This window comes from Nocardiopsis lambiniae (assembly GCF_031845465.1).
In the GTDB taxonomy this organism is placed as follows: Bacteria; Actinomycetota; Actinomycetes; order Streptosporangiales; family Streptosporangiaceae; genus Nocardiopsis; species Nocardiopsis lambiniae.
In genome coordinates this window covers 231,710-258,396 of the sequence record NZ_JAVREP010000010.1, presented here as the reverse complement: position 1 = coordinate 258,396, position 26,687 = coordinate 231,710, and the positions used below count along the sequence as shown (strand labels likewise).

Annotated in this window: 24 protein-coding genes; 3 read left to right on the top strand and 21 right to left on the bottom strand. The window is 72.1% G+C overall.

Going from position 1 to position 26,687, the window contains the following annotated elements; genetic code table 11:
- Window positions 1-38 precede the first annotated feature (38 nt).
- The 8 genes from RM479_RS16950 to RM479_RS16915 form a co-directional block, all read right to left on the bottom strand.
- The gene (locus tag RM479_RS16950) at window positions 39-1,103 is read right to left on the bottom strand and encodes a DUF4352 domain-containing protein (RefSeq protein ID WP_311512676.1); all 1,065 of its coding nucleotides are present in this window, start codon (window positions 1,101-1,103) and stop codon (window positions 39-41) included.
- Window positions 1,104-1,236: 133 nt separating this feature from the next.
- Window positions 1,237-2,508: an MFS transporter gene (locus RM479_RS16945; protein WP_311512675.1), complete on the bottom strand. Its 1,272-nt coding sequence runs from the start codon at window positions 2,506-2,508 to the stop codon at window positions 1,237-1,239.
- A gap of 91 nt (window positions 2,509-2,599) precedes the next feature.
- Window positions 2,600-2,845, bottom strand: coding sequence for a hypothetical protein (locus tag RM479_RS16940; RefSeq protein WP_274811375.1), 246 nt, complete (start codon window positions 2,843-2,845; stop codon window positions 2,600-2,602).
- 134 nt (window positions 2,846-2,979) lie between these two features.
- Window positions 2,980-3,387, bottom strand: coding sequence for an aspartate 1-decarboxylase (gene panD / locus RM479_RS16935; protein ID WP_274811374.1), 408 nt, complete (start codon window positions 3,385-3,387; stop codon window positions 2,980-2,982).
- 161 nt (window positions 3,388-3,548) lie between these two features.
- On the bottom strand, window positions 3,549-4,520 hold the full coding sequence (locus tag RM479_RS16930) for a carbohydrate kinase family protein (RefSeq protein WP_311512674.1): 972 nt from the start codon (window positions 4,518-4,520) through the stop codon (window positions 3,549-3,551).
- Complete coding sequence (locus tag RM479_RS16925) at window positions 4,517-5,377, bottom strand: ATP-binding cassette domain-containing protein (protein ID WP_311512673.1); 861 nt, start codon at window positions 5,375-5,377, stop codon at window positions 4,517-4,519. Before RM479_RS16925 ends, RM479_RS16930 begins: the two co-directional genes overlap by 4 nt.
- Complete coding sequence (locus tag RM479_RS16920) at window positions 5,374-6,408, bottom strand: ABC transporter permease (RefSeq protein ID WP_311512672.1); 1,035 nt, start codon at window positions 6,406-6,408, stop codon at window positions 5,374-5,376. Before RM479_RS16920 ends, RM479_RS16925 begins: the two co-directional genes overlap by 4 nt.
- Window positions 6,409-6,447: 39 nt before the next feature.
- Window positions 6,448-7,497: a sugar ABC transporter substrate-binding protein gene (locus tag RM479_RS16915; RefSeq protein ID WP_311512671.1), complete on the bottom strand. Its 1,050-nt coding sequence runs from the start codon at window positions 7,495-7,497 to the stop codon at window positions 6,448-6,450.
- A 546-nt stretch (window positions 7,498-8,043) separates the two neighbouring features.
- On the opposite strand from RM479_RS16915, the gene RM479_RS16910 reads away from it, so the two are divergent.
- Window positions 8,044-9,105, top strand: a complete 1,062-nt coding sequence (locus tag RM479_RS16910; RefSeq protein ID WP_311512670.1) for a LacI family DNA-binding transcriptional regulator — start codon at window positions 8,044-8,046, stop codon at window positions 9,103-9,105.
- A gap of 42 nt (window positions 9,106-9,147) precedes the next feature.
- Here the strand turns inward: RM479_RS16910 and RM479_RS16905 are convergent, their stop codons facing one another.
- From RM479_RS16905 to RM479_RS16875, 7 genes are all read right to left on the bottom strand, one after another.
- Window positions 9,148-12,009: a DEAD/DEAH box helicase gene (locus RM479_RS16905; protein ID WP_311512669.1), complete on the bottom strand. Its 2,862-nt coding sequence runs from the start codon at window positions 12,007-12,009 to the stop codon at window positions 9,148-9,150.
- Window positions 12,010-12,020: 11 nt separating this feature from the next.
- Entirely contained in the window at window positions 12,021-12,917 is an 897-nt protein-coding gene (locus tag RM479_RS16900) for a diacylglycerol/lipid kinase family protein (protein ID WP_311512668.1), read from the bottom strand.
- Window positions 12,918-13,006: 89 nt separating this feature from the next.
- Window positions 13,007-13,435: a DUF397 domain-containing protein gene (locus RM479_RS16895; protein WP_311512667.1), complete on the bottom strand. Its 429-nt coding sequence runs from the start codon at window positions 13,433-13,435 to the stop codon at window positions 13,007-13,009.
- 81 nt (window positions 13,436-13,516) lie between these two features.
- Window positions 13,517-14,347, bottom strand: coding sequence for a twin-arginine translocase subunit TatC (gene tatC, locus RM479_RS16890; RefSeq protein WP_311512687.1), 831 nt, complete (start codon window positions 14,345-14,347; stop codon window positions 13,517-13,519).
- Window positions 14,348-14,520: 173 nt separating this feature from the next.
- Complete coding sequence (gene tatA / locus RM479_RS16885) at window positions 14,521-14,847, bottom strand: Sec-independent protein translocase subunit TatA (protein WP_311512666.1); 327 nt, start codon at window positions 14,845-14,847, stop codon at window positions 14,521-14,523.
- 65 nt (window positions 14,848-14,912) lie between these two features.
- Window positions 14,913-15,104 carry a hypothetical protein gene (locus tag RM479_RS16880; protein WP_311512665.1) on the bottom strand — a complete coding sequence of 64 codons (192 nt, stop codon included), beginning with the start codon at window positions 15,102-15,104 and terminating at the stop codon, window positions 14,913-14,915.
- Window positions 15,105-15,206: 102 nt separating this feature from the next.
- The gene (locus tag RM479_RS16875) at window positions 15,207-17,222 is read right to left on the bottom strand and encodes a helix-turn-helix transcriptional regulator (protein ID WP_311512664.1); all 2,016 of its coding nucleotides are present in this window, start codon (window positions 17,220-17,222) and stop codon (window positions 15,207-15,209) included.
- A gap of 106 nt (window positions 17,223-17,328) precedes the next feature.
- Here RM479_RS16875 and RM479_RS16870 point away from each other — a divergent pair, with 106 nt between their 5' ends.
- The gene (locus tag RM479_RS16870; RefSeq protein WP_311512686.1) at window positions 17,329-18,408 is read left to right on the top strand and encodes a DUF3866 family protein; all 1,080 of its coding nucleotides are present in this window, start codon (window positions 17,329-17,331) and stop codon (window positions 18,406-18,408) included.
- Window positions 18,409-18,608: 200 nt separating this feature from the next.
- On the opposite strand, the gene RM479_RS16865 is transcribed toward RM479_RS16870, so the two are convergent.
- The 6 genes from RM479_RS16865 to RM479_RS16840 all read right to left on the bottom strand — a co-directional run bounded on the left by RM479_RS16865 (window position 18,609) and on the right by RM479_RS16840 (window position 24,617).
- Entirely contained in the window at window positions 18,609-19,622 is a 1,014-nt protein-coding gene (locus RM479_RS16865) for a methionyl-tRNA formyltransferase (RefSeq protein ID WP_311512663.1), read from the bottom strand.
- A 170-nt stretch (window positions 19,623-19,792) separates the two neighbouring features.
- Window positions 19,793-20,920 carry an FKBP-type peptidyl-prolyl cis-trans isomerase gene (locus RM479_RS16860; protein WP_311512662.1) on the bottom strand — a complete coding sequence of 376 codons (1,128 nt, stop codon included), beginning with the start codon at window positions 20,918-20,920 and terminating at the stop codon, window positions 19,793-19,795.
- Between the two features lie 181 nt (window positions 20,921-21,101).
- On the bottom strand, window positions 21,102-22,460 hold the full coding sequence (gene pafA / locus RM479_RS16855) for a Pup--protein ligase (RefSeq protein ID WP_311512661.1): 1,359 nt from the start codon (window positions 22,458-22,460) through the stop codon (window positions 21,102-21,104).
- Between the two features lie 124 nt (window positions 22,461-22,584).
- Window positions 22,585-23,337, bottom strand: coding sequence for a proteasome subunit alpha (gene prcA / locus RM479_RS16850; RefSeq protein ID WP_311512660.1), 753 nt, complete (start codon window positions 23,335-23,337; stop codon window positions 22,585-22,587).
- 54 nt (window positions 23,338-23,391) lie between these two features.
- Complete coding sequence (gene prcB, locus RM479_RS16845; protein ID WP_274811352.1) at window positions 23,392-24,237, bottom strand: proteasome subunit beta; 846 nt, start codon at window positions 24,235-24,237, stop codon at window positions 23,392-23,394.
- Window positions 24,238-24,416: 179 nt separating this feature from the next.
- On the bottom strand, window positions 24,417-24,617 hold the full coding sequence (locus RM479_RS16840; protein ID WP_311512659.1) for a ubiquitin-like protein Pup: 201 nt from the start codon (window positions 24,615-24,617) through the stop codon (window positions 24,417-24,419).
- A 573-nt stretch (window positions 24,618-25,190) separates the two neighbouring features.
- On the opposite strand from RM479_RS16840, the gene RM479_RS16835 reads away from it, so the two are divergent.
- Window positions 25,191-26,342: a S1 family peptidase gene (locus RM479_RS16835; protein ID WP_311512658.1), complete on the top strand. Its 1,152-nt coding sequence runs from the start codon at window positions 25,191-25,193 to the stop codon at window positions 26,340-26,342.
- The last annotated feature ends 345 nt before the right edge of the window (window positions 26,343-26,687 follow it).

Sequence of the window (26,687 nt, the reverse complement as noted above, 5' to 3'; positions counted from 1 at the left end):
ACCCACGGGTGCCGGCCCCGTCGCGCGTCCACGTCCGCTCAGGTCACCGGGATCTCGACCGCCTCGCTGTAGAACGGTTCGAACACGACGCGGTCGGCGTCCACCCGTCCCTCGACGGTGACCACCCCGGAGGTGCTCTGCCCGGGGACGAGGGTGACCGCGTCCAGTTCGCGCCCGTCCATCCCGATCGCCTCGGCGGTGTCGTGCGCGATCCCGGAGACGTCGATGACGCTGAAGTACAGCGGGTTGACGTCGAGCGAGTCCTCGCCGACGTTGGTCACCGACACCTCGACGCTGGTGTAGTCCCCCGCCAGGTAGAACGGCCCCGGCTCGAAGTCGGTGCGATCCGCGGTCAACTCCGCGACGATCCCGTCCTCCTCCGTCGAGGGCGACACCGGTTCGTCCGGTCCGGAGCCGCCCATCGTCGGCGGCCCGCTCTGCGCGATGACCAGTCCGATCGCGGTGCACCCGCCGCCGACCAGCAACAGGAGCAACAGCACACCGCAGCCGATGCCGATGATCTTGCCCCACGGCCTGGCCGACTGCTCCGGTGGGGCGTAACCGCCCTGCGGCGGGTATCCGGGAGGCTGCCGGTAGGGGACGCCGGGTGGCGACCCCTGCGGGTAGCTTCCCGCGCCCGCGCCGGGGACGTCCGACTCCCCGTATCCGGGGGCGTATCCGGCGTGCTCGTACCCCGCCTGGCCCGGACCGTTGGGTCCCTCCGACAGTTCACCTCCCAGGGGTTCGGGCGGGCCTCCGGTGGGGTGCCCGCCGGGCGGCGGGCCCGACGGCGCGTTCGGCCCGGTGGCGGAGGTGGCACCGGCCGACCCCGGGCCGGGTCCGCCCAAGGGTGGCGGCACCCACTGCGGACCGGGCGGAGGCGGCAGGTGACCGCCCTCCTCCGGCGCTCCCGGGCGCGCCCCCGCGGGCGCGTCGTGGGAGGGGAAGGTGTGCGGGGGTTCGCCCGGTGGCCACGGGCCGCCGCCCATCGGGTCCTCGGGGTCACCGGGTCGCCACTCCTCGGGGGGATGGTGGTTCACCGGATCCCGCGGCGGCTCCTGCCGTCGCCCCTCCGGCCCTTCCTCGGGTTCCCGATCGGTCACGTGAGAACACCCCTCAGTCAGCGGCGTCGGCCCACCGAGGCCGGTGGGCCGCCTCAGAACTGCACGGTAACCGTCGTGGCGGGGGGCGGCGGGGAGGCCGAGGGGGCGTTTCCGGTAAAGATCCGGATGTTTTTCACCGGCCCGCGCGGACCGCGCGCAGGGCCAGCACGAACACCGGAACGGTGAACAGGGCGGCGAACAGGTTGAGCCCGCCGAAGCCCGCCTGGGACAGGACCACCCCGGACAGACCGCCCGCCGCGGCCCCGCCCAGGTTCATGAGCAGGTCGCTCACCCCCTGGACGCGGGGACGCACCGCCGGCGCCAACGACCCGGCCAGCAGGGCGGTCCCCGCCACCAGGCTGAACGACCAGCCCAGCCCCAGCAGGATCAGGCCGACGGTCACCCGGCCCTCGTCGTGTCCGGCGGTGCCCGCCACGGCCGTCGCCGCCAGCAGCACGACCTGCCCGGCGACCAGGACGGGGACCCGGCCCAGCCGGTCGCTCAGCCAGCCCACCACCGGGGACAGCGCGTACATGCCGGCGATGTGCAGGGAGATGGTCAGGCCGATCACGGTCAGGGCGGCACCGTGGTGGGACATGTGCACGGGGGTCATCGTCATGACGGCGACCATGACGGTGTGCCCGGCGACGATGCCGACGACGGCCAGGAGCGCACCGGGCGAGGCGGCGACGATCCGGAGCACGGCGCCCACGGAGAGCCTCACCGGCGGCCCCTCGTCCGGTCCGGCGGTGGACGCCGCGGCGCGCGTCGCGGTGAGCAGCGGGTCGGGGCGCAACAGGGCGAACGTCAGCAGGGCGCCCAAGACGAACCCGACGGTGGTGAACAGCACCGGACCCAGGATCGGGGGCAGTCCCACCAGGGCGGCGACGCGCCCGCCGGGGGCGATGAGGTTGGGGCCCAGCACCGAACCGACGGTGGTCGCCCACACGACGATGGACAGGTCGCGGCCCCGGCTGCGGTCCGAGGCGAGGTCGGCCGCGGCGTGGCGGGCCTGGAGGTTGGTGGCGGTCCCCGCGCCGATGAGGACCATGCCCAGGAGGAACAGCGCGAACAGCCCCCAGAGGGTGGCCGCGATGACGACGGTGCCGCCGACCGCGCCCATCGTCCAGCCCACCCCCAGCCCGGGGCGGCGGCCCCGGCGGGCCGCCAGTGAGGCCAGGGGCAACGCGAACACGGCGGCGCCCAGGGTGATCATGGTCGTGGCCATCCCGGACCAGGTGTCGGAACCGGTGAGGTCCAGGGCGATGAGCGCGCCCACCGCGAGCATGGCGCCCATCCCGACGCCCCCGACGGTCTGGGTGAGCATGAGCACCGCGACGGTGCGGCGTTGGAGGTGCCGTCGCGTCTGCTCGGGCAGGGCGCCGGGGACGGTGTGCGTGGGCACGCGGCCTTCTCTCGATTCGTCCGATGAACGGAAGAATCGTAACCCCGTGCGAACTTCGTCCGCCATGTCGCGAACCCCACGTTAACGGTCGTCACCGGCGTCGACGATGCCGCCAGCGCAGGTAACCGTGCTCGCGCTCGACCTGGCGCATCCCCGAGTAGAGCTCGTCGGGGTCGCGGGCGCTGATGACGACGCCCTCCTCGGGGATCACCGGCCAGCAGGCGAACGCCCAGTAGACGCGGGTGTGGACGCCCCAGAGCACGACCCAGGCGCCCTGCTTCTGCCACTCGACGTGCTCGGCGATCCGACGCTGCTCGGCGTCCCTCGTGTCGTCCATTCCGGTCCAGGGTGTACCCGGACCCGACAGGGCCGATCAGTCCGGAATCGGCCATGCGGTAGGGCGTTTCACCCTCTTGCGGAACGCGCGAACGCCCGTGCGGAGGGCCCGCACGGGCGTTCGACGGAACGCGTTCAGCGGCCGGGGACCAGCTCCGGGTCGCCGGGGATCGGCTCGGCCGGGTCCCCGCCCAGCGCCACGACCCGGTTCTCCCGGTCCACGTGCACGATGTGGGGGACGTGCTCGGCGCGCTCGGCCTCGGTCATCTGCGCGTAGGAGATGATGATGACCAGGTCACCGGGGCTGACCAGGCGGGCTGCCGCGCCGTTGATGCCGATGACCCCGCTGCCGCGCTCGCCGGTGATCGCGTAGGTCACCAGGCGGGCGCCGTTGTCGATGTCGACGATGTGGACCTGCTCGCCGTCGACGATGTCGGCGGCGTCCATGAGATCGGCGTCGATGGTGACCGAGCCGACGTAGTGCAGGTCGGCCTGGGTGACGGTCGCGCGGTGGATCTTGCCGTTGATGAGGGTGCGCAGCACTGCTCGGTCCTCGTTTCAGGTGTCCGACGAACTACAGGCCTCCGAACCGGAGGTCCCGTGCTCCTCCCATGATGGCCTCCTCGACGACCGGTTCCGACCACCGGGGTGGCGTTCGCCCTCGATGCCCGGGGCGGCGCGGCCCCTCCCCCGTTCCCGTTCCCTCACCCCCCGACCGGCCGGAGCAGGTCCATGAACCCGCGCACCCGTTCACGGGTGGGTGCGAGCGCCCCCTCGGTGGTGCAGGCCAGGGCCGCGGCGGCGACCGCGAATCCCAGGACGTCGCGGACCCGTTCCGGGTCGAGGTCGGCGAGTCCGGCCGGGTCGCCCAACCGGCCGAGTTCGCCCAGACGGGCCAGGACGGCGGCGCCGAAGGCGTCACCGGCGCCCACGGTGTCGCGCACCTCCACCCGGACGCCGGGGACGGCGATCTCCTCCGTCCGGTGCGCCGACAGCGCCACCGCCCCCTCGGCGCCCCGGGTGAGGAGCATGAGGTCCAGCCCGTGACGGTCCGTCCACGCTCGTGCCGTGTCCAGGGGGTCGGCGTCCGGCTCCAGCCAGGCCAGGTCCTCGTCACTGGCCTTGACGATGTGCGCCGTGTCGGCCCAGGCCGCGGCGTGCCGCGCGACCTCCTCACGGGTCAGGCCGACGGCGGGGCGGGCGTTGACGTCGAAGCAGACCACCGCCCGCCCCCGGTGGGCGCGGACCCGGTCGAGCAGGTGCCCGGCCCCGGGTTCGATCACCGCGGCCAGGGACCCGACGTGGATCGCCTCGGTGTCCTCGGGCGGTTCGGGCACCTCACCCGGCCCCCACAGCCAGTCGGCGGTGTCCCGGAGGTAGAACCCGTACTCGGCGGAGCCCCACGGATCCAGGGACACCACCGCCAGGGTGGACGGCTCCCGGGCGGTCACCGCCAGGCGCAGGTCGACGCCGTGGTCGGTCAGGTGGGCCCGGATCGCGCGGCCGAACGCGTCCCCGGACAGCCGGCACAGCAGCGCGGTGTCCGCCCCCAGACCGGCCAGGGCGACGGCCGTGTTGGCGGGCCCGCCTCCGGGCACCGCCCGCCACAGCTCCCCCGTGCCCATGCCCCGGCGGGGGACGAGGTCGACCAGCGCCTCACCGCAGACGACGATCACCGCACCGCTCCGGGGGCGTGCGCCTCCTCGGGCAGTTCGACCGGGTCCAGCGCCCCGGTCATCACCGCCACCGCGTCGGTCATGGAGCAGGCCCGCGGGTCCAGGACCGCGACGCGCCGGCCCAGCCGCTGGACGTGGACCCGATCGGCGATCTCGAAGACGTGCGGCATGTTGTGGCTGATGAGGATGACGGGCGACCCGTTGTCGCGGACCCGCAGGATGAGGTCGAGCACCGCCCGTGACTCGCGCACGCCCAGCGCGGCGGTGGGCTCGTCCATGATGACGACCTTGTCGCCGAACGCGGCGGCCCGGGCCACCGCCACCGCCTGGCGCTGGCCGCCGGAGAGCGTCTCCACCGCCTGACCGGGGTTCTGGATGGTCATGATGCCCAGGGCGTCCAGGTGCCGGGCGGCCTCGGCGCGCATCCGGGGCCGGTCCAGCATCCGGAACACCGAACCGAGGAGACCGGGCCTGAGCGGTTCCCGGCCCAGGAACAGGTTGGTGGCGATGTCCAGGGACGGCGAGACGGCCAGGCTCTGGTGGACGGTCTCGATGCCCGCGTCCCGGGCCGCGATCGGGGTGCGCAGCCGCACCGGGAGCCCGTCCAGGAGGATCTCGCCCTCGTCGGGGGTCAGCGCGCCGGACAGCGCCTTGATGAGGCTGGACTTACCGGCGCCGTTGTCCCCGATGACCGCGAGGATCTCCCCCGGGTACAGTTCCAGGTCGGCACCGGCCAGGGCGGTCACCCGGCCGTAGCGTTTGACCAGGCCCCGGGCCTGGAGGACGGGCTCCCGGCCGGAGAAGGCGTGAGGGCTCTGATCGGACACGGTGTCCTCCACGGGTGTGGTCGGGTTCATCGCCGGGCCTTCCTGATCCACTGGTCGAGGGACACGGCGAGGATCACCAGGACGCCCACCGCGAAGTTCTGCCACAACACGTCGACCCCGGCCAGGGACAGCCCGTTGCGGCACACGCCGACGATGAGCGCGCCCATGATCGTGCCGACGATCATCCCGCGCCCGCCGAACAGGCTGGTGCCGCCCAAGACGACGGCGGTGATGCTGTCGAGGTTGTCCATCATCCCGGCCTGCGGGCTGGCCGAGGCGATGCGGCCGATGAGGATCCACGCGCCGACCGCGTAGACGAGACCGGCGACCGCGTACACGCTGAGCAGGACCCGGTCGGTGCGGATGCCCGACAGCCGGGCCGCCTCGCGGTCGTCGCCGGTGGCGTACACGTGGCGGCCCCACCGGGTGGCGTGCAGCGCGTAGACGAGCACGCCGAGCACCGCGAGCATGAGCAGCGAGCCGTAGGTGACGCGGGCGCCGCCGACGACCAGGACCCGGCCGGTCCACAACAGGACGTCGGACATGTCGACGCCCCGGATCGTCTCGCTGCGCGAGATCCACAGGTTGAGTGCGAAGAAGATGTTGAGCGAGCCCAGGGTGACGATGAACGGGGGCAGTTTGACCCGGGTCACCAGCAGCCCGTTGAACAGGCCGCAGGCGGTGCCGCAGACCAGGCCGGCGAGCAGCGCGAGCGGTCCGGGCAGCCCCAGGTCGGCGGAGAGCCGGCCCATGACGATCGAGCACAGGACCATGATCGATCCGACCGACAGGTCGATACCGGCGGTGAGGATGATGAGGGTCTGGCCGAGGGCCAGGGTGCCGATGACGGCCGTCTGTTGCAGGATCAGGGAGATGTTGGTCGGGCCCAGGAAGTTGGGGCTGATCACGGCGAACACGGCGACGGCCACGAGCAGGACGACGGCCGGGCCCAGTGTGGCCTGGGAGTGCAGTACGCGCTGGAGGTGGTCCAGGGGGCCGGGCGGGCGCACGTCGTCGATGACCGGCGGCGGTGAGGCGGGGGCGGGCGGCGAGGTGGTCACGGGGGTCTTCCTTCGCGATCGGGGCGGTCTCGGCGGGCGTCAGCCCCAGCAGTGGTCCAGGCCCCAGGCGCCGTCCCGCGACTCCAGGCCGTCCTTGGGCAGGTCGGTGATGAGTTCGACGCCGGTGTCGATGAAGTCCAGGCCCTCGCTCGCCTCGGGGACCGTGCCGTCGGCGGCGTGGGCGGCCACGGCACTCACTCCCAGGGCGGCCATGTCGAGCGGGAACTGCATGGAGGTGGCGCCGATGACGCCGTCGCCGACGTTGCGCACGCCGGGGCAGCCGCCGTCGACCGAGACGATGACGACGTCCTCCTCCACACCGGCGGCCTTGAGCGCCTCGTAGGCGCCCGCGGCGGCGGGTTCGTTGATGGTGTAGACGAGGTTGAGGTCGGGGTCGCGCTGGAGGAGGTTCTCCATGGCGGTGCGACCGCCCTCCTCGGCGCCCTCGGTGACCTCGTGGCCGACGACGCGCGGGTCGTCCTCGTCGCCGATCACCCCCGGGTCGGCGATGTCCACGCCCAGACCCTGGAGGAAGCCCTGGTCGCGGGCGACGTCGACGGCGATCTGGTTGGGGTTGAGGTCGAGCATGGCCACGCGCGGTTCCTCGTCGAGCTCCTCGAAGTGGGCCGCCGCCCACCGGCCGATGAGTTCACCGGCGAGGAAGTTGTCGGTGGCGAAGGTGGCGTCCACCGCGTCGGCGGGGTCGACGGGGGTGTCCAGGGCGATGACCATGATCCCGGAGGCGCGCGCCTGTTCCAGGACCGGGACGATGGCGGCGGAGTCGTTGGGGGTGATGAGGATGCCCGCGGCCCCGGCGGCCATGAGGTTCTCGACGGCCTGGACCTGTCCCTCGTTGTCGCCGTCGTAGTCCCCGGCGTAGGTCTGGAGGGTCACGCCGTGCTCCTCGGCGGCGGCCTGGGCGCCCTCCCGCATCTTGACGAAGAAGGGGTTGGTCTCGGTCTTGGTGATGAGGCCGACCAGGACCCCTCCGTCCTCGGCGCGCTCCTCGGCGCAGGCGGCGAGGGAGAGCGTCAGGCCGAGTCCGGCGGTGACGGCCAGGGCCCGGCGGATCCGGGGTGTGTGGTTCATGGGGATCTCCTCGTACGGCGCCGGCGCGGCGCCAAGGGGGTGGAACGTGATCGCGGTCACCCGAGACAACGATGTCCCGAAAGTTTCCGGGAGAGGACGACATCGTGTCAATACCCCTTATCACTTCGGTTCAGAAGGCCGAAAAGACCGCCGGACACTCATTGACAACGTTGACTCAGGGAGGGCAGGGTGAGCCACACCACCGCCCGGTGTCATCCCACCGTCACACCGGGCGAGATCGGAGACCCCCATGCCCCGACCTCCGCGCGCCGTCCCGGCGACGTCCACCGCCCCGGCGGTGACCGGCGCGCCGTCCCGCACCGCCACCGGCCGGGGGCTCCGTACGGCGCTGCGACCTCCACCGCCCTCGTCACGGGGCCGCGGGGGCGAGCCCCGGCCCCGCCCGCGCGGGGCCGCCGCCCCGCGCCGAGAGGGGTCACCGGACCGGGGAGGACGCGACCGTCCGCCCGGTGCCCCCGAACGGTGGGGCACAATGAGACCGCCCCGGGCGTGCGCGCCCGGGTCGGTCACATCGTCGGAGAGAAGATGCCAGTGTCGGTGAACCACAGCGACGTCCCCCGTGCCGCGTCCGAGCAGCCGCGCCGGGCCACCATGCGCGACGTCGCCGCCCTGTCCGGGGTGAGCATCAAGACCGTCTCGCGCGTCATCAACGGTGTGGCCTCGGTCTCCGACGAACTGCGCGACCGCGTCACCCGCGCGATCGTCCAGCTGGACTTCCAGCCCAACCTGGCGGCGAGCAGTCTGCGCCGCACCGACGGGGCGACCCGCCAGATCGCCCTGCTGCTGGAGAACGTCGCCAACCCGTTCTCGGCCACGTTGAGCCGGGCCGTGGAGGACGTGGCCCGCGAACACGGCACCCTGGTGTTCGCGGGCAGCCTCGACGAGGACCCGCGGCGGGAGATGGAACTGGTGCGCGCGGCCACCCTGCACCGGGTGGACGGGATCCTGCTGGTCCCGGCCGGCCGGGACCACGGGTATCTGCACCGGGAGATCCGCAACGGGACCCCGGTGGTGTTCGCCGACCGGCCGCCGCGCGGCCTGGCCGCCGACGCGGTGCTGGCCACCAACGCCGAGGGGGCGCGGGAGGCGGTGCTGCACCTGGCCGACCACGGCCACACCGAGATCGCGTTCCTGGGCGACGAGCACCTGATCAGCACGGCGACGGAACGTCTGGCGGGCTACCGGGCGGCCCTCGCCGAACGGGGCCTGCCCGAACGGCCGGGCCGCGTGGTGTGGGACCTACCCGACCCGGAGAGCGCGGCGCGCGCGGTGGCGCGGATGCTGGACTCGGCGGACCCGCCGACGGCCCTGTTCACCGCGCAGAACCTGGTGACGATCGGCGCCATCCAGACCCTCCAGGAGCGGGGGCTGCACCGGGAGATCGCGGTGGTGGGGTTCGACGACTTCCCGATGGCCGACCTGCTGATGCCCCGGGTGACGGTGGTCGCCCAGGACGTGATGCGGATCGGCGCGCTGGCGGTGCGCCGCCTGTTCGAGCGCATCGCGGGCGACACCTCCCCGCCCCGCGAGGAACGGGTGCCCACCACCCTGATCGTCCGCGGCTCCGGCGAGATCCCGCCGCGCTGAACCGGCGCGGGACGGCGCGCGCGGCGCCGTCCCGAACGGGGATCAGGTGAGCGAGGAGTAGGCGACCACGCCGCGGCGGACCAGGTCGGAGGCCTTGCGGGCGGTGGAGCGGACCTTCTCGTCGGCGGTGGCGCCGGCGATCTGGCCGAGCATGTCGACCAGCATCTTGGCGGTGCGCACGAAGTCGCCGGCGGGCATGTCGGCCTGGCGCAGGATGGCGTCGAGCCGGTCGCCGCGCGCCCACCGATGGGCCGTCCACACGAACCCCAGGTCGGGGCGGCGCAGGAACGACACCCGGTGGCGGGCCTCCACCTCGTTGAGCTCGCCCCACAGCCGCACCATCTCGGCCAGGGTGTCGTCCACCCGACCCCCGGGCAGGCGCGGGTAGGCCTCCTCGTTGCGGCGCGCCTCGTACACCAGGGACGCCGCGCAGGACGCCAGTTCCACCGGGGTGAGGTCCTTCCACAGCCCCCGCCGCAGGCACTCGGCGACCAGCAGGTCCAGCTCCGAGTACACCTTGGCCAGGCGTGCGCCGCCGTCGGAGACGTCGTCGCCGTCCAGGTACCCCAGGTCGTCCAGCACACCGCACACCCGGTCGAAGGTGCGGGAGATGACGTGGGAGCGCCCCTCCACCCGGCGTCGCAGGGAGTCGGTCTCGCGCTGGAGTCGGTGGTACCGCTCGGCCCAGCGGGCGTGGTCCTCCCGGTCGGCGCACCCGTGGCAGGGGTGTTCGCGCAGGGCCGCGCGCATGCGGAGCGTCTCGGCGTCCTCGCCCCCGCCGCGCGGGCCCCGCTCGTGGACGGGTTCGGTGCCCTGTTCCTTGAGTTTGTTGCGCAGTGTCGAGGCCAGGTCCTGGCGCGAACGCGGTGACTTGGACGAGAACGACTTGGGGATGCGCATCCGCCCGGAGGGGCGCACCGGGACCGTGAAGTCGCCGGCGTTGATCCGCTTGACCTGTTTGTCCACGGTGAGCACCAGCGGCGCGGGCAGGTCGTGGCGCAGCCCCGGGTCCAGGACGACGGCGTGGCCGGTGTGCCGCCCCGAGGGGATGCGGATGATGTCGCCGGTCTTGAGCTTCTCCAGGCTCTCCAGCGCCTCCTCGCGCCGTCGCACGGACCGGGTCTTGGACAGCATCGACTCGTGGTCGCTCAGGTCCCGCCGCAACCGGGCGTACTCCATGAAGTCGCCCAGGTGGCACTCGGCGGACCTCGCGTAGCCCTCCAGTGCCTCCTCGTGCTTGCGGAGCTGCTTGACCAGCCCCACCACCGCGCGGTCGGCCTGGAACTGGGCGAAGGACTCCTCCAACATGGTGCGGCTGCGCCGCCGCCCCACCTGGCCCACCAGGTTGACGGCCATGTTGTAGGACGGCTGGAAGCTGGAGTTGAGCGGGTAGGTGCGGGTGCCCGCCAGGCCCGCGATGGTCTCGGGGTCGCTCCCGGCCTGCCAGACGACGACCGCGTGCCCCTCCACGTCGATGCCGCGTCGTCCGGCGCGGCCGGTGAGCTGCGTGTACTCACCGGGGGTGAGCTGGACGTGGGCCTCGCCGTTCCACTTGTCGATCTTCTCGATGACCACGGTGCGGGCGGGCATGTTGATGCCCAGCGCCAGGGTCTCGGTGGCGAACACCGCGCGGATCAGCCCGCGGGAGAACAGGTGCTCGACGATCTCCTTGAACGTCGGCAGCATCCCGGCGTGGTGGGAGGCGATCCCGCACTCCAGAGCGCGCAGCCACTGGTCGAACCCGAGGACCGCCAGGTCGGCGCCGGGGATGTCGGCACAGCGGGTCTCCGCGTACTCGCGGATGATCGCGGCCTCCTCGGGGGTGGTCAGGACCAACCCCGAGGACAGGCACTGGCGGACGGCGTCGTCGCACCCGGCCCGGCTGAAGATGAAGGTGATGGCGGGCAGCAGCCCCAGATCGTCGAGTTCCTCGATGATCGTGGGGCGCGAGGGCGGCGCGAACCGGCTGCGCGGGCGCATCGGCCCGCGCGCCCGCGACTGCGGGTGCCGGCGCCGATGGGCGAGCTGGGTGACGCGGGAGTCCTCCTCGGCGATGCGCGACAGGCGCGGGTTGATCCGCAGCGTGTGGCCGCCCACCTGGATCTCGCGGGGTTGCCATCCCTGGCGGCGGTCGCGCCTGCGCTTCTTGCCGCCCTTGCGTCCCGTGGCCGACCCCGCGTCGCCCTCGGCCGTGTCCCCCGCGGTCTCCTCGGTGTTCTCCTGGAGGTCGACGAACAGGTCGTGGACGCGGTCGCCCACCATGACGTGCTGCCACAGCGGTACCGGGCGCTTCTCGTCGACGATGACGGTGGTGTCGCCGCGCACCTGCTGCAACCACTCGCCGAACTCCTCGGCGTTGGACACCGTGGCCGAGAGGGCGACCATGCGCACCGACTCGGGCAGGTGGATGATCACCTCCTCCCAGACCGCGCCGCGGAACCGGTCGGCGAGGTAGTGCACCTCGTCCATCACCACGTAGGCGAGCCCGCCGAGGGTCGCCGAGCCCTCGTAGAGCATGTTGCGCAGCACCTCGGTGGTCATGACGACCACCGGGGCCTCGCCGTTGACGCTGTTGTCACCGGTCAGCAGACCGACCCGGTCGGCGCCGTAGCGGGCGACCAGGTCGTTGTACTTCTGGTTGGACAGCGCCTTGATGGGCGTGGTGTAGAAGCACTTGGTGCCCTCGGCCAGGGCGAGGTGGACGGCGAACTCGCCGACCACCGTCTTGCCCGACCCGGTGGGCGCGGCCACCAGCACCCCGTGGCCGTTCTCCAGGGCCTTGCAGGAACGGATCTGGAAGGGGTCGAACTCGAACCCGTACAGCCCCTGGAAGGCCTCGATGGCGGGGCTGGAGGCGCCCTGGCGCCGACGGAAGGCGGCGTACCGCTCAGCGTGACTACTCATATGCCTCCAGCCTATGAGGTCAGCTCCAACATCTCGACCGACTTCGGGACCACCTCGCACACCAGGGGCGGTTCGCCCAGGCGTTCCCCGTCGACGTAGACCGGCACGGACTCGGCGCGGACCGTCACGGTGCGTCCGCGTTCGACGAGGACCTCGGGCAGGTCGAGGTGGCCGCCGGTGAACACCAGGGGGAACAGCCGCAGGAAGCGGCCCACGGGCGCCTCCTTGAGGAAGACCACGTCGATGAGCCCGTCGTCGGGTTCGGCGGCGGCGCACACCTTCATGCCGCCCCCGTAGGAGGTGGTGTTGCCGATCGCGACGAGCATGCCGGGGCCCTCGACGCGGCGTCCGTCCACGTCGATCTCGTACTGGACGGGACGGAAGGCGCGCAGTTCGGCGAGCAGGCCCACGAGGTAGCCGGCCCGGCCGACCTTGAACCGGAACCCGTTGACCCGTTCGTTGACGCGGGCGTCGAACCCGCAGGCGAGCACGCTGAGGTAGTGGCGGCGGGTGCCGTCGGCCAGTTCCACGCGCACGCAGTCGACCGAGCGGGTGCGTCCGCGCAGGACGGCGGCGGCCAGGTCGCGGGCGGAACCGCGGTACCGCCCGAACGCGCGGGCGATGTCGTTGCCGGTGCCGGTGGGCACGACGGCCAGCGGGACCCCGGTGCCGACCACCCCCTGGAGGGCCTGGTGGACCAGACCGTCGCCGCCGACGGCGACGAGGGCGTCGGGGCCGTCGGCGGCGGCCAGGCGTGCCATGCGGCGGCTGTCGGCGGCGGACTCACCGCTGTAGACGTGAACGCGGGCACCGGCGTCGCGCAGCGCCTCCTTGAGGCGGACGGCGGTGACGGCGGCGCGGCGTCGTCCGGATCTGGGGTTGACCAGAAGGGCGATGTGAGGGGGCATGGGGGTCCTTCGCTACCCGGTGCGGGAAGGGTGTACGGGACGACTCGGGGAGGCCCGTACACCCTCACGCCCGGGTGTGTCCGGACCGCTCAGGAGGCGTCGGTCTCCCGGGCTGCCGCGGTGGCCTCCTCGCGTTGACGGCGATGGTACTCCTCCATCGCCCTGGGGCTGTTCAGCGGGGAGGGCACCCAGCCCACCTCGACGTCGACCTCGCCGCGCTGGATCCTGGCCTCCTCCTCGGTGAGGTACTCCTCGGGGATGTCGAACTCGCCGTCCCGGGCGCCCAGGACGAAGGCCTCCCACTCGGCGGGGGTGAAGAACAGGGTGCCCTTCTCGGGGGACTTGCCGTCGCGGACCGCGCGGAAACCGTCGTCGAAGGTGGCCACCTCGACGATCGCCTCGGAGTCGGGGTTGGACAGGGAGGAGCGCATCCACACCGCGTCGGTGGTGTCGTGCCACTTCTCGTTGCCCATGGCCTCGGGCGGGAGTTCCCGCGCGGCCTCGGTCTGCTCGCTCATCGAAACTTCCTCTTCCTACGACCGGAGTCGGCGATGGGGCCAAGGGTTCCCGTCGCCGACCCTAGCGTCTGCGCGGCGCGCTCAGGAGCGCTTGCCCGCTTCCTCCTCGAAGTCGGGATCGTCCAGGGAGGAGGGCGTGTCGTCGATCTCGGAGATGTCGTCGTCGGACAGACCCTCGTAGGGGTCGTGGCGCCTCTTGCGGCGGTCGTTGAGGAACGCGAACAGTTCGGCGCACTCGAACAGGACCACCAGGGGCACCGCCAGGGCGAGCATGGAGATCGGCTCGGCGGGGGTGATCACCGCGGCGATCAGGAAGGAGGAGAAGACGATGACCCGACGCCACTTGGCGATGGCGGCGTGCGGGAGGATCCCGACGACGTTGAGCAGGGCGACCAGCAGCGGCAGCACGAAGCCCAGGCCGAACATGGTCATCATGATGAGCATGTAGCTCAGGTACTCGTCGATGGTGAGGAACGTCAGCGCGTCCGGCGGCAGGAACCCGAACAGCATGGTCAGCGCGAACGCGGTGATGTAGTACGCCAGCGCGGCGCCGACGGTGAACAGCAGCGCCGCCAGGGGGGCGAAGACGTAGGCGTAGCGCTTCTCCCGGTTGTGCAGCGCGGGCGCGACGAACGCCCACACCTGGTACAGCCAGAAGGGGGACGAGACGATGGCCCCGACGAACAGCCACACCTTGAAGGCGACGAAGAACGCGTCGAAGGGGCCGGTGACGATGAGGGCGCACCCGTCGGGGTCGACGGCCTGCGACTCGGGCAGGGAGCAGTAGGGGGCCTTGAGGAACTCCCACACGTAGTCGTAGACCAGGTAGCCGACCACGCAGCCCAGGGCGAGCGCGATCACCACCTTGACCACGCGACCGCGCAGCTCGCGCAGGTGGTCCATGAGCGGCATCCGGGCCTCCGGGTTGGCCGCCGTGCGTCGGACCCTCATCGTCCGGTCACTCTTCTCTCCTCGGGGCCGCACCCCTGGTGGGCGGGGTGGGGCCGCTGACGACCGTTCGGCGCGGCGCCCACGCGGCGCCGCGCCCCGGGGGCGGCGCCGAGCGCCGCCGGCCGGTGTGGGCCCTAGCGGTTGTCGTAGGTCCGGTCGGTGGTCTCACCGGACTCGTTGACGATGCGCTGGCCCGGGGGCAGCTGGGGGTAGGACTGGGCCTGCGGCTGCTGGTGCTGCGGAGTCTGCGCCTGGGCCTGCTGCGCCTGCGGCTGCTGCTGCGGCGGAGCGGGGGTCTCGGCGGACTCGTTCTCCTCGTCGATCAGACCCTTGCTCTCGGCCTTGAGGATGCGCGCGCTGCGTCCCAGCGAACGGGCCAGGTCCGGCAGCTTCTTCGCGCCGAACAGCAGCAGGGCCAGGATCACCAGGATGGCGATGGTAGGTCCGTTGAACGGTCCCATGGTTCTACCTCTCTATGGGGCGCGACCAGGCGCCTTCGATGGTACGCGCACCGGGCGCGGAACCGTCACGTACCGGACGTACCGGTTCCGCCGTGGCCGAGGGGCGAACGTGCCTCGTCGCCCGCCCGGTGCTCGTCCGACGCCCGCGCCACCTGTCGGGCAAGCGCGCCCGCCGCCCGGCGCACGCGTGTCAGCAGGACGCCGATGACGACGATTCCCGGCACGAGGGCACCGAACAGGACGGTCAGGACGATCACGCTTGTACCTTATCCGTTTCGTTCCGACCTACACCCGACCCCCCGGTGAACAGCCGCGCCGCACTCGTACGACGCCTCGGTCTCGACCGATCGCCCACGGGTTCACGCGGTGCCGTACCGCTCCAGGGTCCTGCGCGCCTCGGCCCGGGCCTCCTCCGCCAGCGCGGTGGGGGCGACGATCCGCCCCCGGGGCCCCAGGCGCAGGGCCAGGCGCACCACCCACGCGGGCGCGGGGGTGCGCAGTGCGGCGCGGACCCCTCCCCCGGGCAGTTCGGCGATCGACTCGCACACGTAGTCCTCGGTGATCCAGCGGGCGGAGGGCTCCAGGTCGAGGGTGACCAGGGCGTCGCGGTCGGAGAGCTGGAGCAGCCCCGCGGACAGGTCGCGGCGGCCCACCCCCGCGGGCACCTCGGCCGGGTAGGGCAGCACGGTGAGTTCGAGCACCCGGTCCAACCGGAACATGCGCACGTCCTCGCGCAGCCGGCAGTACCCCTCCAGGAAGGTGTGACCGTCCTGGACGACCAGGCCCATGGGGTCCACGTCGCGTTCGGTGACCTGGTCCAGGTAACCGGACAGATAGCGCAGGTGCAGGCGCTGTCCCGACTCCAGCGCGTCGGCGCAGCGCCGCTGGGTCCGCGCGATCTGCTCGTCGTCGGAGTCCTCCAGCCGGACCTGGACGGAGTCGGCCAGGGAGCCCAGCGCGGTGCCGGCGGCGGTGCGCAACTTCTCGGAGACCCGCTTGAGCGCGCCCGACTCCAGCCCCTCGGCCTCGGGCAGGGACTCCAGCAGGGACAGGCCCACCACGAGGCTGGCGGCCTCGTCGGCGGTCAGCCGCAGCGGCTGGGCCAGGGTGTCGGCGTTGCCGATGATGATCTCGCCGGTCTCCCTGGCGGCGTCCAGGTCGACCTCGATGAGGTCGCCGGGGGTGTACCCGGGAAGACCGCACATCCACAGCAGGCTCAGGTCGGCGACCACCTGCTTCTCGGTCAGCCCGAAGTGCGCGGCCACCTCCGGCACCCGCACGTCCCGGCCCAGGGCGTAGGGGACGAGCATGAGCAGACGGCGCAGCTGGTCGGCGGAACGGGGGCCGCGCGCGGGTCCGGTGTGCTCCTCGACCGGGAGGACGGGGGCCGGGGACTCGACGGGCGGCGCGGCGTCGACGGTCGCCGTGAGGTGCTCGACCATCGCGGCACGGGCCTCGGCGGGTTCGACGATGACGGCGTTGGCGCCGTAGGAGGCGACGTGCTCGACCAGGGCCGGGACGTCGGTGTAGGGGACGGTGAGCACGTCCCGACCGCCCCCCGAGCCGTCGCGTTCGCCCGGCACCACGCGCAGTGCGGACCGGCGCAGGGCGTGGGCGGTGTCGGTGCGCACCCGCACCGTGGCGATGGCCTCCGGTTCGGACCGGTGGCCGGCCACCACGGACCGCAGGTCGATGCCGTCGGGGACGACCACGTCGGGTCCGCCGCGCAGGATCTCCACCTCGCCCCGGATCCGGCCGAGCCGGAACACGCGCCGGGCGTCGCGCCGCCGGTCGTGGCCGACCACGTACCAGTGGCCGCGCAGGTTGACGATGCCCCAGGGTTCGATCTCGCGGTGCTCGGGCGCGGCCTGGCCGGGTTTGCGGTAGTCGAAGGTGATGGGGCGCCGGTCGCGCACCGCCTGCCACACCGGGCCGAAGGCGTGCTCGTCGGTGCGCATGGCGGGGGTGAGGCCGGGGGCGGCCTCGGTGTCCACGGGCACCCCGGCCGAACGGAGTTTGAACAGGGCGTTGGCGGCGGCCTCCCCCAGGGAGGCGTGCCGCCAGGCGCGGGCGGCCAGGCCGAGCACCAGGGCCTCGTCGGGGAGCAGCTCGATCTCGGGCAGCTCGTAGTCGGCCCGGGAGATGCGGTAGCCCTCCTCGCCGCTGATGGCGTCGCCGGTGCCGACCTGGATGGGGATGCCGCTGTCGCGCAGTTCGCGCTTGTCCCGCTCGAACATGCGCTTGAACGCCTGCTCGCTCTCGGCCTCGGCGTAGCCGTGCACGGTCTGCCGGATCTCCTGGGCCGTCAGATGGCGGCGCGTGGACAACAGACAGATGACCAGGTTCAGCTGTCGTTCCGTCTTCCTGCGCGACATCGCCCGCACCCTCTTCTCGCCCGCGTGTGGAAAGCGGTCGGCGGCGGGTGCGCGCCGTGGCGCGTCGTCCCCGTTCCGACTCAGCAATGAAGGTACCGTGCTCCGCATGATCCGGTGGCGTCGTGGCGAAGTCCGTGAACTCCTCCCCTCCTGGCCGGGGGTGAGCGTGTGCCTGGTCACCGTGACCGAAGGCGACGGCCGGGGAAGGTCGTGCAGGGCGTTGGCCTACACCGACCTGGTGGGCGAACCGCGCCCGGGGGACGCGGTCCTGCTCAACACCGGAGCGCTGGACCTGGGGTTGGGCACCGGCGGGTACGCGCTGGTGGTGGCCCTTCCCGATCGGCTCCCCGCGGACCGTGAGGGTCCGGGGCACCTGGTCAAGGCGCGGTACACGCCGTTGCAGGCGACCGTGGAGGGCGCCGACGAGCAGGACTCCCCGCACCACGCGACGCTGCGCGACGCGGGTGGGGTGGCGGGGACGCCGGTGGTGGTCGCCGACCTGCACTCGGCGCTGCCCGCCGTGCTGGCCGGGGTGCTGCGGGACCGGCCCGGGGCGCGGGTGGTGAACGTGATGACCGACGGCGGCGCGCTGCCCGCCGCCTTCTCCCGCACCCTGGGGGTGCTGCGGGAGGAGGGGTTGTTGGCGGGCTGTGTGACCACGGGTCAGGCCTTCGGCGGCGACCTGGAGGCGGTGACCGTGCACTCGGGACTGCTGGCGGCCCGTCACGTGCTGGACGCCGACGTGGTGGTCGTCTGTCAGGGGCCGGGCAACCTGGGCACGGGGACGCCGTGGGGGTTCTCCGGGGTGTCCTGCGGTGAGGCGGTGAACGCGGCGGCGGTGCTGGACGGGCGTCCGGTGGCGTCGTTGCGGCTCAGTGAGGCCGACCCGCGCCCCCGGCACCTGGGCGTGTCCCACCACAGTCTGACCGCCTACGGCCGGGTGGCGTTGGCCCGCGCCGACGTGGTGGTGCCGCTGTTGCCGGGGGTGTTCGGGGAGCGGGTGCGCGCCCAGGCCGCACCGCTCGGTGCCCGGCACACGCTGGTGGAGGTGGACGTGGAGGGGTTGGAGGACGCGCTGCGGGCGCTGCCGATGAAGCCGTCCACGATGGGGCGCGGGCTGGAGGAGGACCGGGCGTCGTTCCTCGGCGGCGCCGCCGCCGGCCGCCACGCCGCCTCCCTCCTCTGAGCGGGGGCGTCCACGGGTCGCGGAGGTCGGCGAGGAGCGGTCCGAGGGCCCTCGCCGATGTCGACCCCCTTGCGTCCGTTCCCGTTCTCCGGGCGTCTCGGCCCGGACCGGAACGGAACGGAACGGAGCGGGGACGCCCGCGGGGTCGCGGACGTCGGAGGAGGCGTCGGCCGCGGGCGGCGCGGGGTGAGGAGGCGGTGTCAGGTGCGCAGGAGCGACTCGGGGTCGGGGGCCTGGCCGGGCACCGGCAGGGGACGCGCGGCGGCGGGGGTGTGCGGGGAGGGTTCGTCGAAGAACGCCCCGGGCCGGAACATGGCCAGGGAGGTCGGGTCGGCGCGCACCCCCTCGTCCACCCGGATGGCGTCGGGCACGAACACCGTGCCGTCCCCGCAGGTCACGCCCCAGACCCGACCGGGACCGACGGCGACCACCCCGCCCGGGGCCTCGCCGACCGGCCCTTCGGCGAGCGCTCCCCCGCACAGGGTGATGCGGGCCCCGCCGAACATCGCGAAGGCGCCCGGGTAGGGCGCGGCCAGGGCCCGCACCAGACGGTCCACGTCGCGGCCCGAGGCCGTGAAGTCGACGCGCCCGTCGCTGGGCCGACGGCGCGGCCACACCGACACGTGCCCGCGCTGGGGCCGGCGCGGCGCGGTCCCGGCCAGCAGGTCGTCGATACGGCGCACCAGGAGTTCGGTCTGGCACCGGGCCACCCGGTCGTACAGTCCGGTGGCGGTGACGTCGGGTTCGACGTCGAACCGGACCTGGTCGATGATGTCGCCGGTGTCGGCGGGCCGGTCCAGGTGGAAGAGGGTGACGGCGCTGGCGCGCATGTCGCGCAGGATCGTCCACGGGATGGGGGCTCGGCCGCGTCCGACCGGCAGCGGTGCGGGGTGCAGGCCGACCCCGCCGAGCGGAAGCGCGGCGAGGAGGCGTTCGGGGGCGGGCCGGGACCAGCCGGCGACGATCAGCAGGGAGACGTCGTGCGCGATGAGGGCGTCGCGCACCTCGTCCGAGTCCAGGTCGGCGGCGCGCAGGTGCGGCAGGTCGTGGCGGCGGGTGACGGCCTCGTAGTCGGTGTAACCGGAGCGGTGGGCGAGTTCGGCGGGGTAGGAGACCACCAGTCCGGGCGGTCGTCCCTGGGCGCAGAGTTCCTCCAGGGCGGGGATCCCCAGGCTCAGCCCCGATACGTAGCAGTAGCGCCGCCGGTCCACCACGGCCTCCCCTCGCTCGGTCCACCGTTGGTGTCCACGACTCTACGCAGCGGTCCGGTGACGCCGGTGGAGGTGGCCCTCTTCTGCGTGTCCGCCGGGCGCGGGGCGCGGGAACGCGGAGGGCTCCCCCGGGCACGGCCCGGGGGAGCCCTCCGTGGAACGCGTGCGGGAGGTTACTCGTCGTCCTCCGCGGACTCCTCGTCCTCGGCCGGTTCCTCGTCCTCGGCCGGCTCCTCGTCGGCGCCGTCCTCCGCGCCCTCGGCGTCCTCCTCGGGCTCGACCGGCGGCGGGTTGTCGTAGGAGCCCAGGACGTCCACGACGAAGACCAGGGTTCCGGACGGGGCGCCCATGGCCTCCTCGTCGGTCTCGCCGTAGGCCAGGTCACCGGGCACGACCAGGAGCAGGCGGCTGCCGACCTTCTGGCCGACGATGCCCTCGTCCCAGCCCTTGATGACCGAGCCGGCGCCGATGGTGGTGTCGAAGGGGACGCCGCCGCGGCTCCAGGTGGAGTCGAACACCGGGTGTTCGCCGTTCTCGTCGGCCTCCCAGCGCGTACCGCTGTACTGGACGATGACCTGCTGGCCCTCCTCCACCTCCTCGCCCGAGCCCTCGATGAGGGGGACGATCTCCAGTTCCTCGGGCGCGTCGCCGTCGGGGACCTCGATGGTGGGTTCGCTGTGGCCGTCCTGGGTCACGGTGGGCAGACCGTCACCGCCGTCGGTGGTCTGCTCGCCCGGCACGACCGAGCCCTTGCCGTGGCGGGCCATGACGTCGACGACCAGGACGCTGGCGCCCGTCTGGGGCTCCTGGCCCATGGACACGGCCTGGGCCTGCTCCTCCTCGGTCAACGGCGGGAAGACGTACATCGCCCGGCTGCCGACCGATTGGTTGACCAGCAGCGCGCTGATCTGCTCGGGCATCTGGTCCATGCGGATGAGGTCGGGCGCGCCGGTCTCGTAGCTGGACTGGCCCTCGACCTTCTCGCCCTCGCCGGGACCGGTCCACTGGTACTGGACGACGTTGGCGATGACCAGGTCCTCGGCGCGGACCAGTTCGCCCTCGCCCGGGCCCTCCTGCACCACGCCCGACAGCTCCTCCTCGGGGGGCTCGATGTCGGGGAAGGTGATCTCGGGTTCCTCGCCGACCTCACCGGTGACACCGGGCAGCCGCGGATCGAGCTGTTCCCCGTCCATCTGCATGAAAGCGGGGGTGCGCCACTCTTCGGGGATGTTTCCGCAGCTTGAGACCGCCAGGGCGATGGCGGTCAGGGGCACCGCGAGGGCGGCGGCACGTCGGTGCATGAGTCACTACCTCTGTTTTCCGGCTCGGGACAGGGTCACACTACCGAAAAGCGCGACCGTGACCACCTCCCCGTAACAAGGAACATCGGTAACGAAACGTCCCCTCGCGCGGCTTCCCCCGCGACGACGGCGCCCCGGCGACGGAGGTTCCGTCGCCGGGGCGTTCGCGCGGTGCCGGCCGTCACATGCCGGCGATGAGCTTCTCCACGCGTTCGTCCACCGACTTGAAGGGGTCCTTGCACAGCACGGTGCGCTGGGCCTGGTCGTTGAGCTTGAGGTGCACCCAGTCGACGGTGAAGTCGCGGCGCTGCTCCTGTGCGCGGCGGATGAACTCACCGCGCAGTCGGGCCCGCGTGGTCTGCGGGGGCACCGACTTGGCCTCGAAGATCTGTAGATCGCCGACCACGCGCTCCATCCGGCCGCGGTTCTGCAACAGGTAGAACAGGCCGCGGTCGCGGTGGATGTCGTGGTAGGTCAGGTCGAGCTGGGCGATCCTCGGAGAGGACAGGGACAGGTCGTGCTTGGCGCGGTAGCGCTCCAGCAGCATGTACTTGGCCACCCAGTCGATCTCGCGGGAGACCGATTCCAGGTCCTGGCTCTCGACGGCGTCCAGGGTGCGCTGCCACAGCTCCAGGACGCGTTTGCCGGTGGCGTCGGTGCCGTGCCGGTCGACGTAGCTCTGCACCTTCTCCAGGTACTCGCGCTGGATCTCCAGCGCGCCGGCCTCGCGGCCGTTGGCCAGGCGCACCTTGCGGCGACCGGTCATGTCGTGGCTGACCTCCCGGATGGCCCGGATCGGGTTCTCCAGGGTGTAGTCGCGCATGACCACGCCGGCCTCGATCATCCGCAGCACCAGGTCGGTGGAGCCCAGCTTGAGGAGGGTGGTGGTCTCGCTCATGTTGGAGTCGCCGACGATGACGTGCAGGCGCCGGAACCGCTCGGCGTCGGCGTGCGGCTCGTCGCGGGTGTTGATGATCGGCCGGGAACGGGTGGTGGCGGAGGAGACGCCCTCCCAGATGTGCTCGGCCCGCTGGCTGACGCAGTACAGGGCGCCGCGGGGGGTCTGGAGCACCTTGCCCGCACCGCAGATGATCTGGCGGGTGACCAGGAAGGGGATGAGGACGTCGGCCAGTCGGCCGAACTCCCCGTGTCGTCCCACGAGGTAGTTCTCGTGGCAGCCGTAGGAGTTGCCCGCCGAGTCGGTGTTGTTCTTGAACAGGTAGATGTCCCCGGCGATGCCCTCCTCGTGGAGGCGCTGCTCGGCGTCGACCTGCAATCCCTCCAGGATGCGTTCGCCGGCCTTGTCGTGGGCCACCAGGTCCACGAGGCTGTCGCATTCGGGGGTGGCGTACTCGGGGTGGCTTCCCACGTCCAGGTAGAGGCGGGCTCCGTTGCGCAGGAACACGTTGCTGCTGCGCCCCCAGGAGACCACCCTCCGGAAGAGGTAGCGGGCGACCTCGTCCGGGGACAGCCGACGCTGTCCACGGAAGGTGCACGTGACCCCGTACTCGTTCTCCAGCCCGAAGATCCGTCGTTCCACGCGGCCTCACCAACTTCCCGTCACCGTTGGCGCGGACGACGGGGCCACGTCGTCCGCGCCGGCCCGGCCCGGTGCGGCGCCTCGGGGGTGCCGCACCGTGACCCTCTGCTCATCGCTCAACAGGTCATGCGTCGGCCTCGTCGTCGGTGGAGGTCCCGTCGCCGGAGGCGCTCCGGGGGCCGCCGCGTCCCTCTTCGAGGAGGGAGATCAGACGGCGCCCCTGGATGCGGCGGAACTTGCGGTGTTGCCTGGACCGCTCCAGGACGGCGACCTCCAGGTTGGCGGCCTCCAGTTCGCGTTCTTCGCCGTTCTCCCTGGCCAGGGCGTGGGTGGCGGCGTTGATGGCGGCGGCGAGGGAGGCATCGGCGGCGAAGCGGTCCTTGAGCGACTGGGAGACGTGCTCGGAGGATCCGCCGACGGCGACGAAGCCCTGTTCGTCGACGATGGAGCCGTCGAAGGTGATGCGGTAGATCTCGTCGTCGTCGGGGGTGTCGCCGACCTCGGAGACGACGATCTCCACCTCCCACGGCTTGAGGCTCTCGCTGAACACGGTGCCCAGGGTCTGGGCGTAGATGTTGGCGAGTTGGCGTGCACTGACGTCGCGGCGGTCGTACTGGTACCCGCGCACGTCCGCGAAACGCACGCCCATCAGGCGCAGGTTCTCGAACTCGGGGTAGCGGCCGACGGCGGCGAAGGCGATGCGGTCGTAGAGCTCGCTGATCTTGTGGAGGGTGCGGGAGACGTTGTCCGCAACCAGCAGGATGCCGCCCTCGTATTGCAGAACGACGGCGCTGCGGCCGCGCGCGATGCCCTTGCGCGCGTAGTCCGCCTTGTCCTTCATCTGCTGCTCGGGGGCGACGTAGAACGGCATCGACACCGCGGATCGTTTCCTTACCTAGATCGGGAGAAGTCCAATATCGGGATGGGCGGCTCAGGCCAGGGTGGCGGTGGGACCCTCCGGGTGGACGGCGCGCCCCTGGACCACCTCGGTCGCCAGGCGGGCGACCTCGTCGGCGGGCAGACGGCGGTGACCGTCCGAGGTGATGACGTCGACCAAGGGGAAGATCTTGCGGTGCAGGTCGGGTCCGCCGGTGGCGGAGTCGTCGTCCGCCGCGTCGTAGAGGGACTCCAGGGCGACCTTGACGGCGTCGGTCTCGGCGAGGTCCTCACGGTAGAGCTTCTTGATGGAGCCCTTGGCGAAGACCGAACCCGAGCCGATGGAGTGGTAGCGGTGCTCCTCGTAGCGCCCGCCGACCGCGTCGTAGCTGAACACACGGCCCTTGTCGTCGTTCTCGTCGTAGCCGACCAGGACGGGGACCACGACGAAGCCCTGGAGGGCCATGCCCAGGTTGCCGCGGACCATCTGGGCGAGCTTGTTCGCCTTACCTTCGAGGGAGAGCGACCGGCCCTCCATCTTCTCGTAGTGCTCCAGTTCCACCTGATAGAGGCGGGCCAACTCGATACCTATGCCGGCGGAGCCCGCGATGGCCACCGCCGAGAACTCGTCCGTGCGGAAGACTTTCTCCATGTCGCGGTTGGCGATCACGTTGCCCTGGGTGGCACGACGGTCGCCCGCGATCAGTACACCCCCGGGGAAGGTCAGCGCGACGATGGTCGTCGCGTCGGGGGTGAGGTGCTCGGCCGCGGCCCCCTGGCCCGGCAGGCCGTGGCCGGGCAGGAGTTCCGGCCTGACCTCACGGAGAAACTCGGTGAAGGACGAGGTCCCCGCACTGATGAAAGCGGCGGGCAACCCTTTGCCCTCGAACCCTTCGAACACGCGACTCCCTCCACTCGCGCCCCACCCCGACGCGGGGGCGGACGGGGCGCCTCGATCGTCTTGTCTTGATCACCGGCCGTCGGGTGCGACGGCCGGTCGGTCGGGATCGACCCTAGTCGTGCTCGCGGCGGGGCCGACGACACCGGAGTGCGCTGTCAGCGAACCGTCGTGAGAACGGCCTATTGGCCGCCCTTCTGCACGAACTGCCGAACGAAGTCCTCGGCGTTGCTCTCCAGCACGTCGTCGATCTCGTCGAGGATGTCGTCGACGTCCTCGTCCAATTGCTCCTTGCGCTCCTGAACGTCCGTGGAGGCCTCGACCTCCTCGACCTCTTCGTCGCGGCGCGAGGCGTGCTTCTGGCCGCCGGTGTCCTTCGCCATACCTGCTACCTCCCGTTCGGGGCTCTCGCCCTTATCTTGGCCCAACGCCGGGCACCTCAACCCCGTTCCCGGAGCCTGATACCGGCTGGTTACCTCGGATCACGGGGCGTACCGGCCTCCGGCGACGGGCCGCGACGTCCCCGTTTCCGGGCGCGTCGGGGTGGGAGAGGGCCGGGCCGATCGAGGGCGCCGGCGTTCGCCCACGCGAAGTTACCGACGGGTCACAGCCCTGACCTCCGTTGTTGCGTCTCCGTGTTCGATCGATGACTCCGAGCGTCCGAAACGCGTGGCCGCATCCGGCCACGGAGCACCCCTTGACGCGAAGGAACCGAATCCCCCCGCGGATGATCTTCGCGAGAAAGCGACAGGTCAGAGCACTCGTGACATTCCGTGATCATTGACCTTTCATCGGGTGACCCCATGAATGAATCCACCCGTGAACGAACGATCCCCCCTCCGACTTCCGCTCATCGAAACGGGCCCCTAGGGTGTGGACTCGTTTACCGAACGTCTCGAAACGGGGACTTTCGGTGAACACGACCCCCGTTCACGACAAAGGAGAGTTCAGGGTCCATGAGACCTTTCCCCACCATCTCCGCGATCGGGACCGGCGCTCTGGCCTTCGGGCTGGTGCTCACTCCGGGAGCCGACGCCGCACCCCTCCCCGCCGCACCCGAACCCCAGGGTGAGGCGACCATGACGGAGGCCCTCGCCAGGGATCTCGGCCTCACCCCGCTCGGGGCCGAGAACCTGCTGGAGGCCCAGGAGGAAGCGCTGAAGATCGACGCCGAGGCCACCGAGGCCGCCGGCGACGCCTACGGCGGTTCGCTGTACGACATCGAGACCCACGAGCTGACGATCCTGGTCACCGACACCGACACCGACACCGACGCCGCCTCCGCGGTCGAGGCCGTCGGCGCCGAGGCCGTCGTCGTGGAGTACGGCGTCGAGGGTCTGGACGAGATCGTCGAGGCCCTCGACACCGCCGGCGCGCCCGAGGGCGTCACCGGCTGGTACCCGGACGTCGCCGACGACACCGTCGTCGTCGAGGTCCTGGAGGGCGCCGACCCCGCCGGGCTCCTGGAGTCCGCCGGAGTCGACCCCGCCGCCGTCGAGGTCGTCACGACCGACGAGGCACCCGAGTTGTACGCCGACATCGTCGGCGGTGCGGCCTACCACATGGGCGGCGGACGCTGCTCCATCGGCTTCCCCGCCACCGACTCGGCCGGCGACCCGGGCTTCGTCACGGCCGGCCACTGCGGCGCCGCGGGCACGTCGGCGAGCAGCGCCGACGGCTCCGGGTCGGGCGTGTTCGACCACTCGGTGTTCCCGGGCAGCGACAGCGCCTTCGTCCGGGCCACCTCCGGGTGGAACCCGACCGCTCTGGTCAGCCGGTACGACGGCACCCACCAGACCGTCTCGGGCTCGTCCCAGGCACCGATCGGGTCGGCCGTGTGCCGGTCCGGCTCCACCACCGGTTGGCACTGCGGGACCATCCAGGCCCGCGGCCAGACGGTGAGCTACCCGCAGGGCACCGTGCGGGACCTGACGCGCACCAACGTGTGCGCCGAGCCCGGCGACTCCGGCGGCTCGTTCATCTCCGGCTCGCAGGCGCAGGGCGTCACCTCCGGTGGCTCCGGCAACTGCTCGTCCGGCGGCACCACCTACTACCAGGAGGTCACCCCGATGCTGAGTTCGTGGGGCCTGAGCCTCAGGACCGGCTGATCCGGAGAACAGGACGCCCCCGCCCCGGCGGGGGCGTCCTCGTCCGCGGTTCCCCCTTTCCCGCCCGTCCGGCTTCGCCGGACGGGCGTCGCCGTGACCGCGGAAGAGGGGATCGCGGTAGGGCACCGGGGCGTCGGTCCGTGCGAGGCGGTGGACCGCGGGGGTGCGGGCGGACGGGCCCGGCGGAGGAGGCGGGGGATCCGATCGGTGGGAGCGTGCCGCGCGCCGGGAGGCCTACGCGGCATCGGCCTTTCGGTGGTCCACGAGCGCCCCGATGACGCGTCCTCGACGGCCGGGCGAGACCTCCGATGATCCCAGCTGGTGACGGATCGAAAAAGCGGGCAT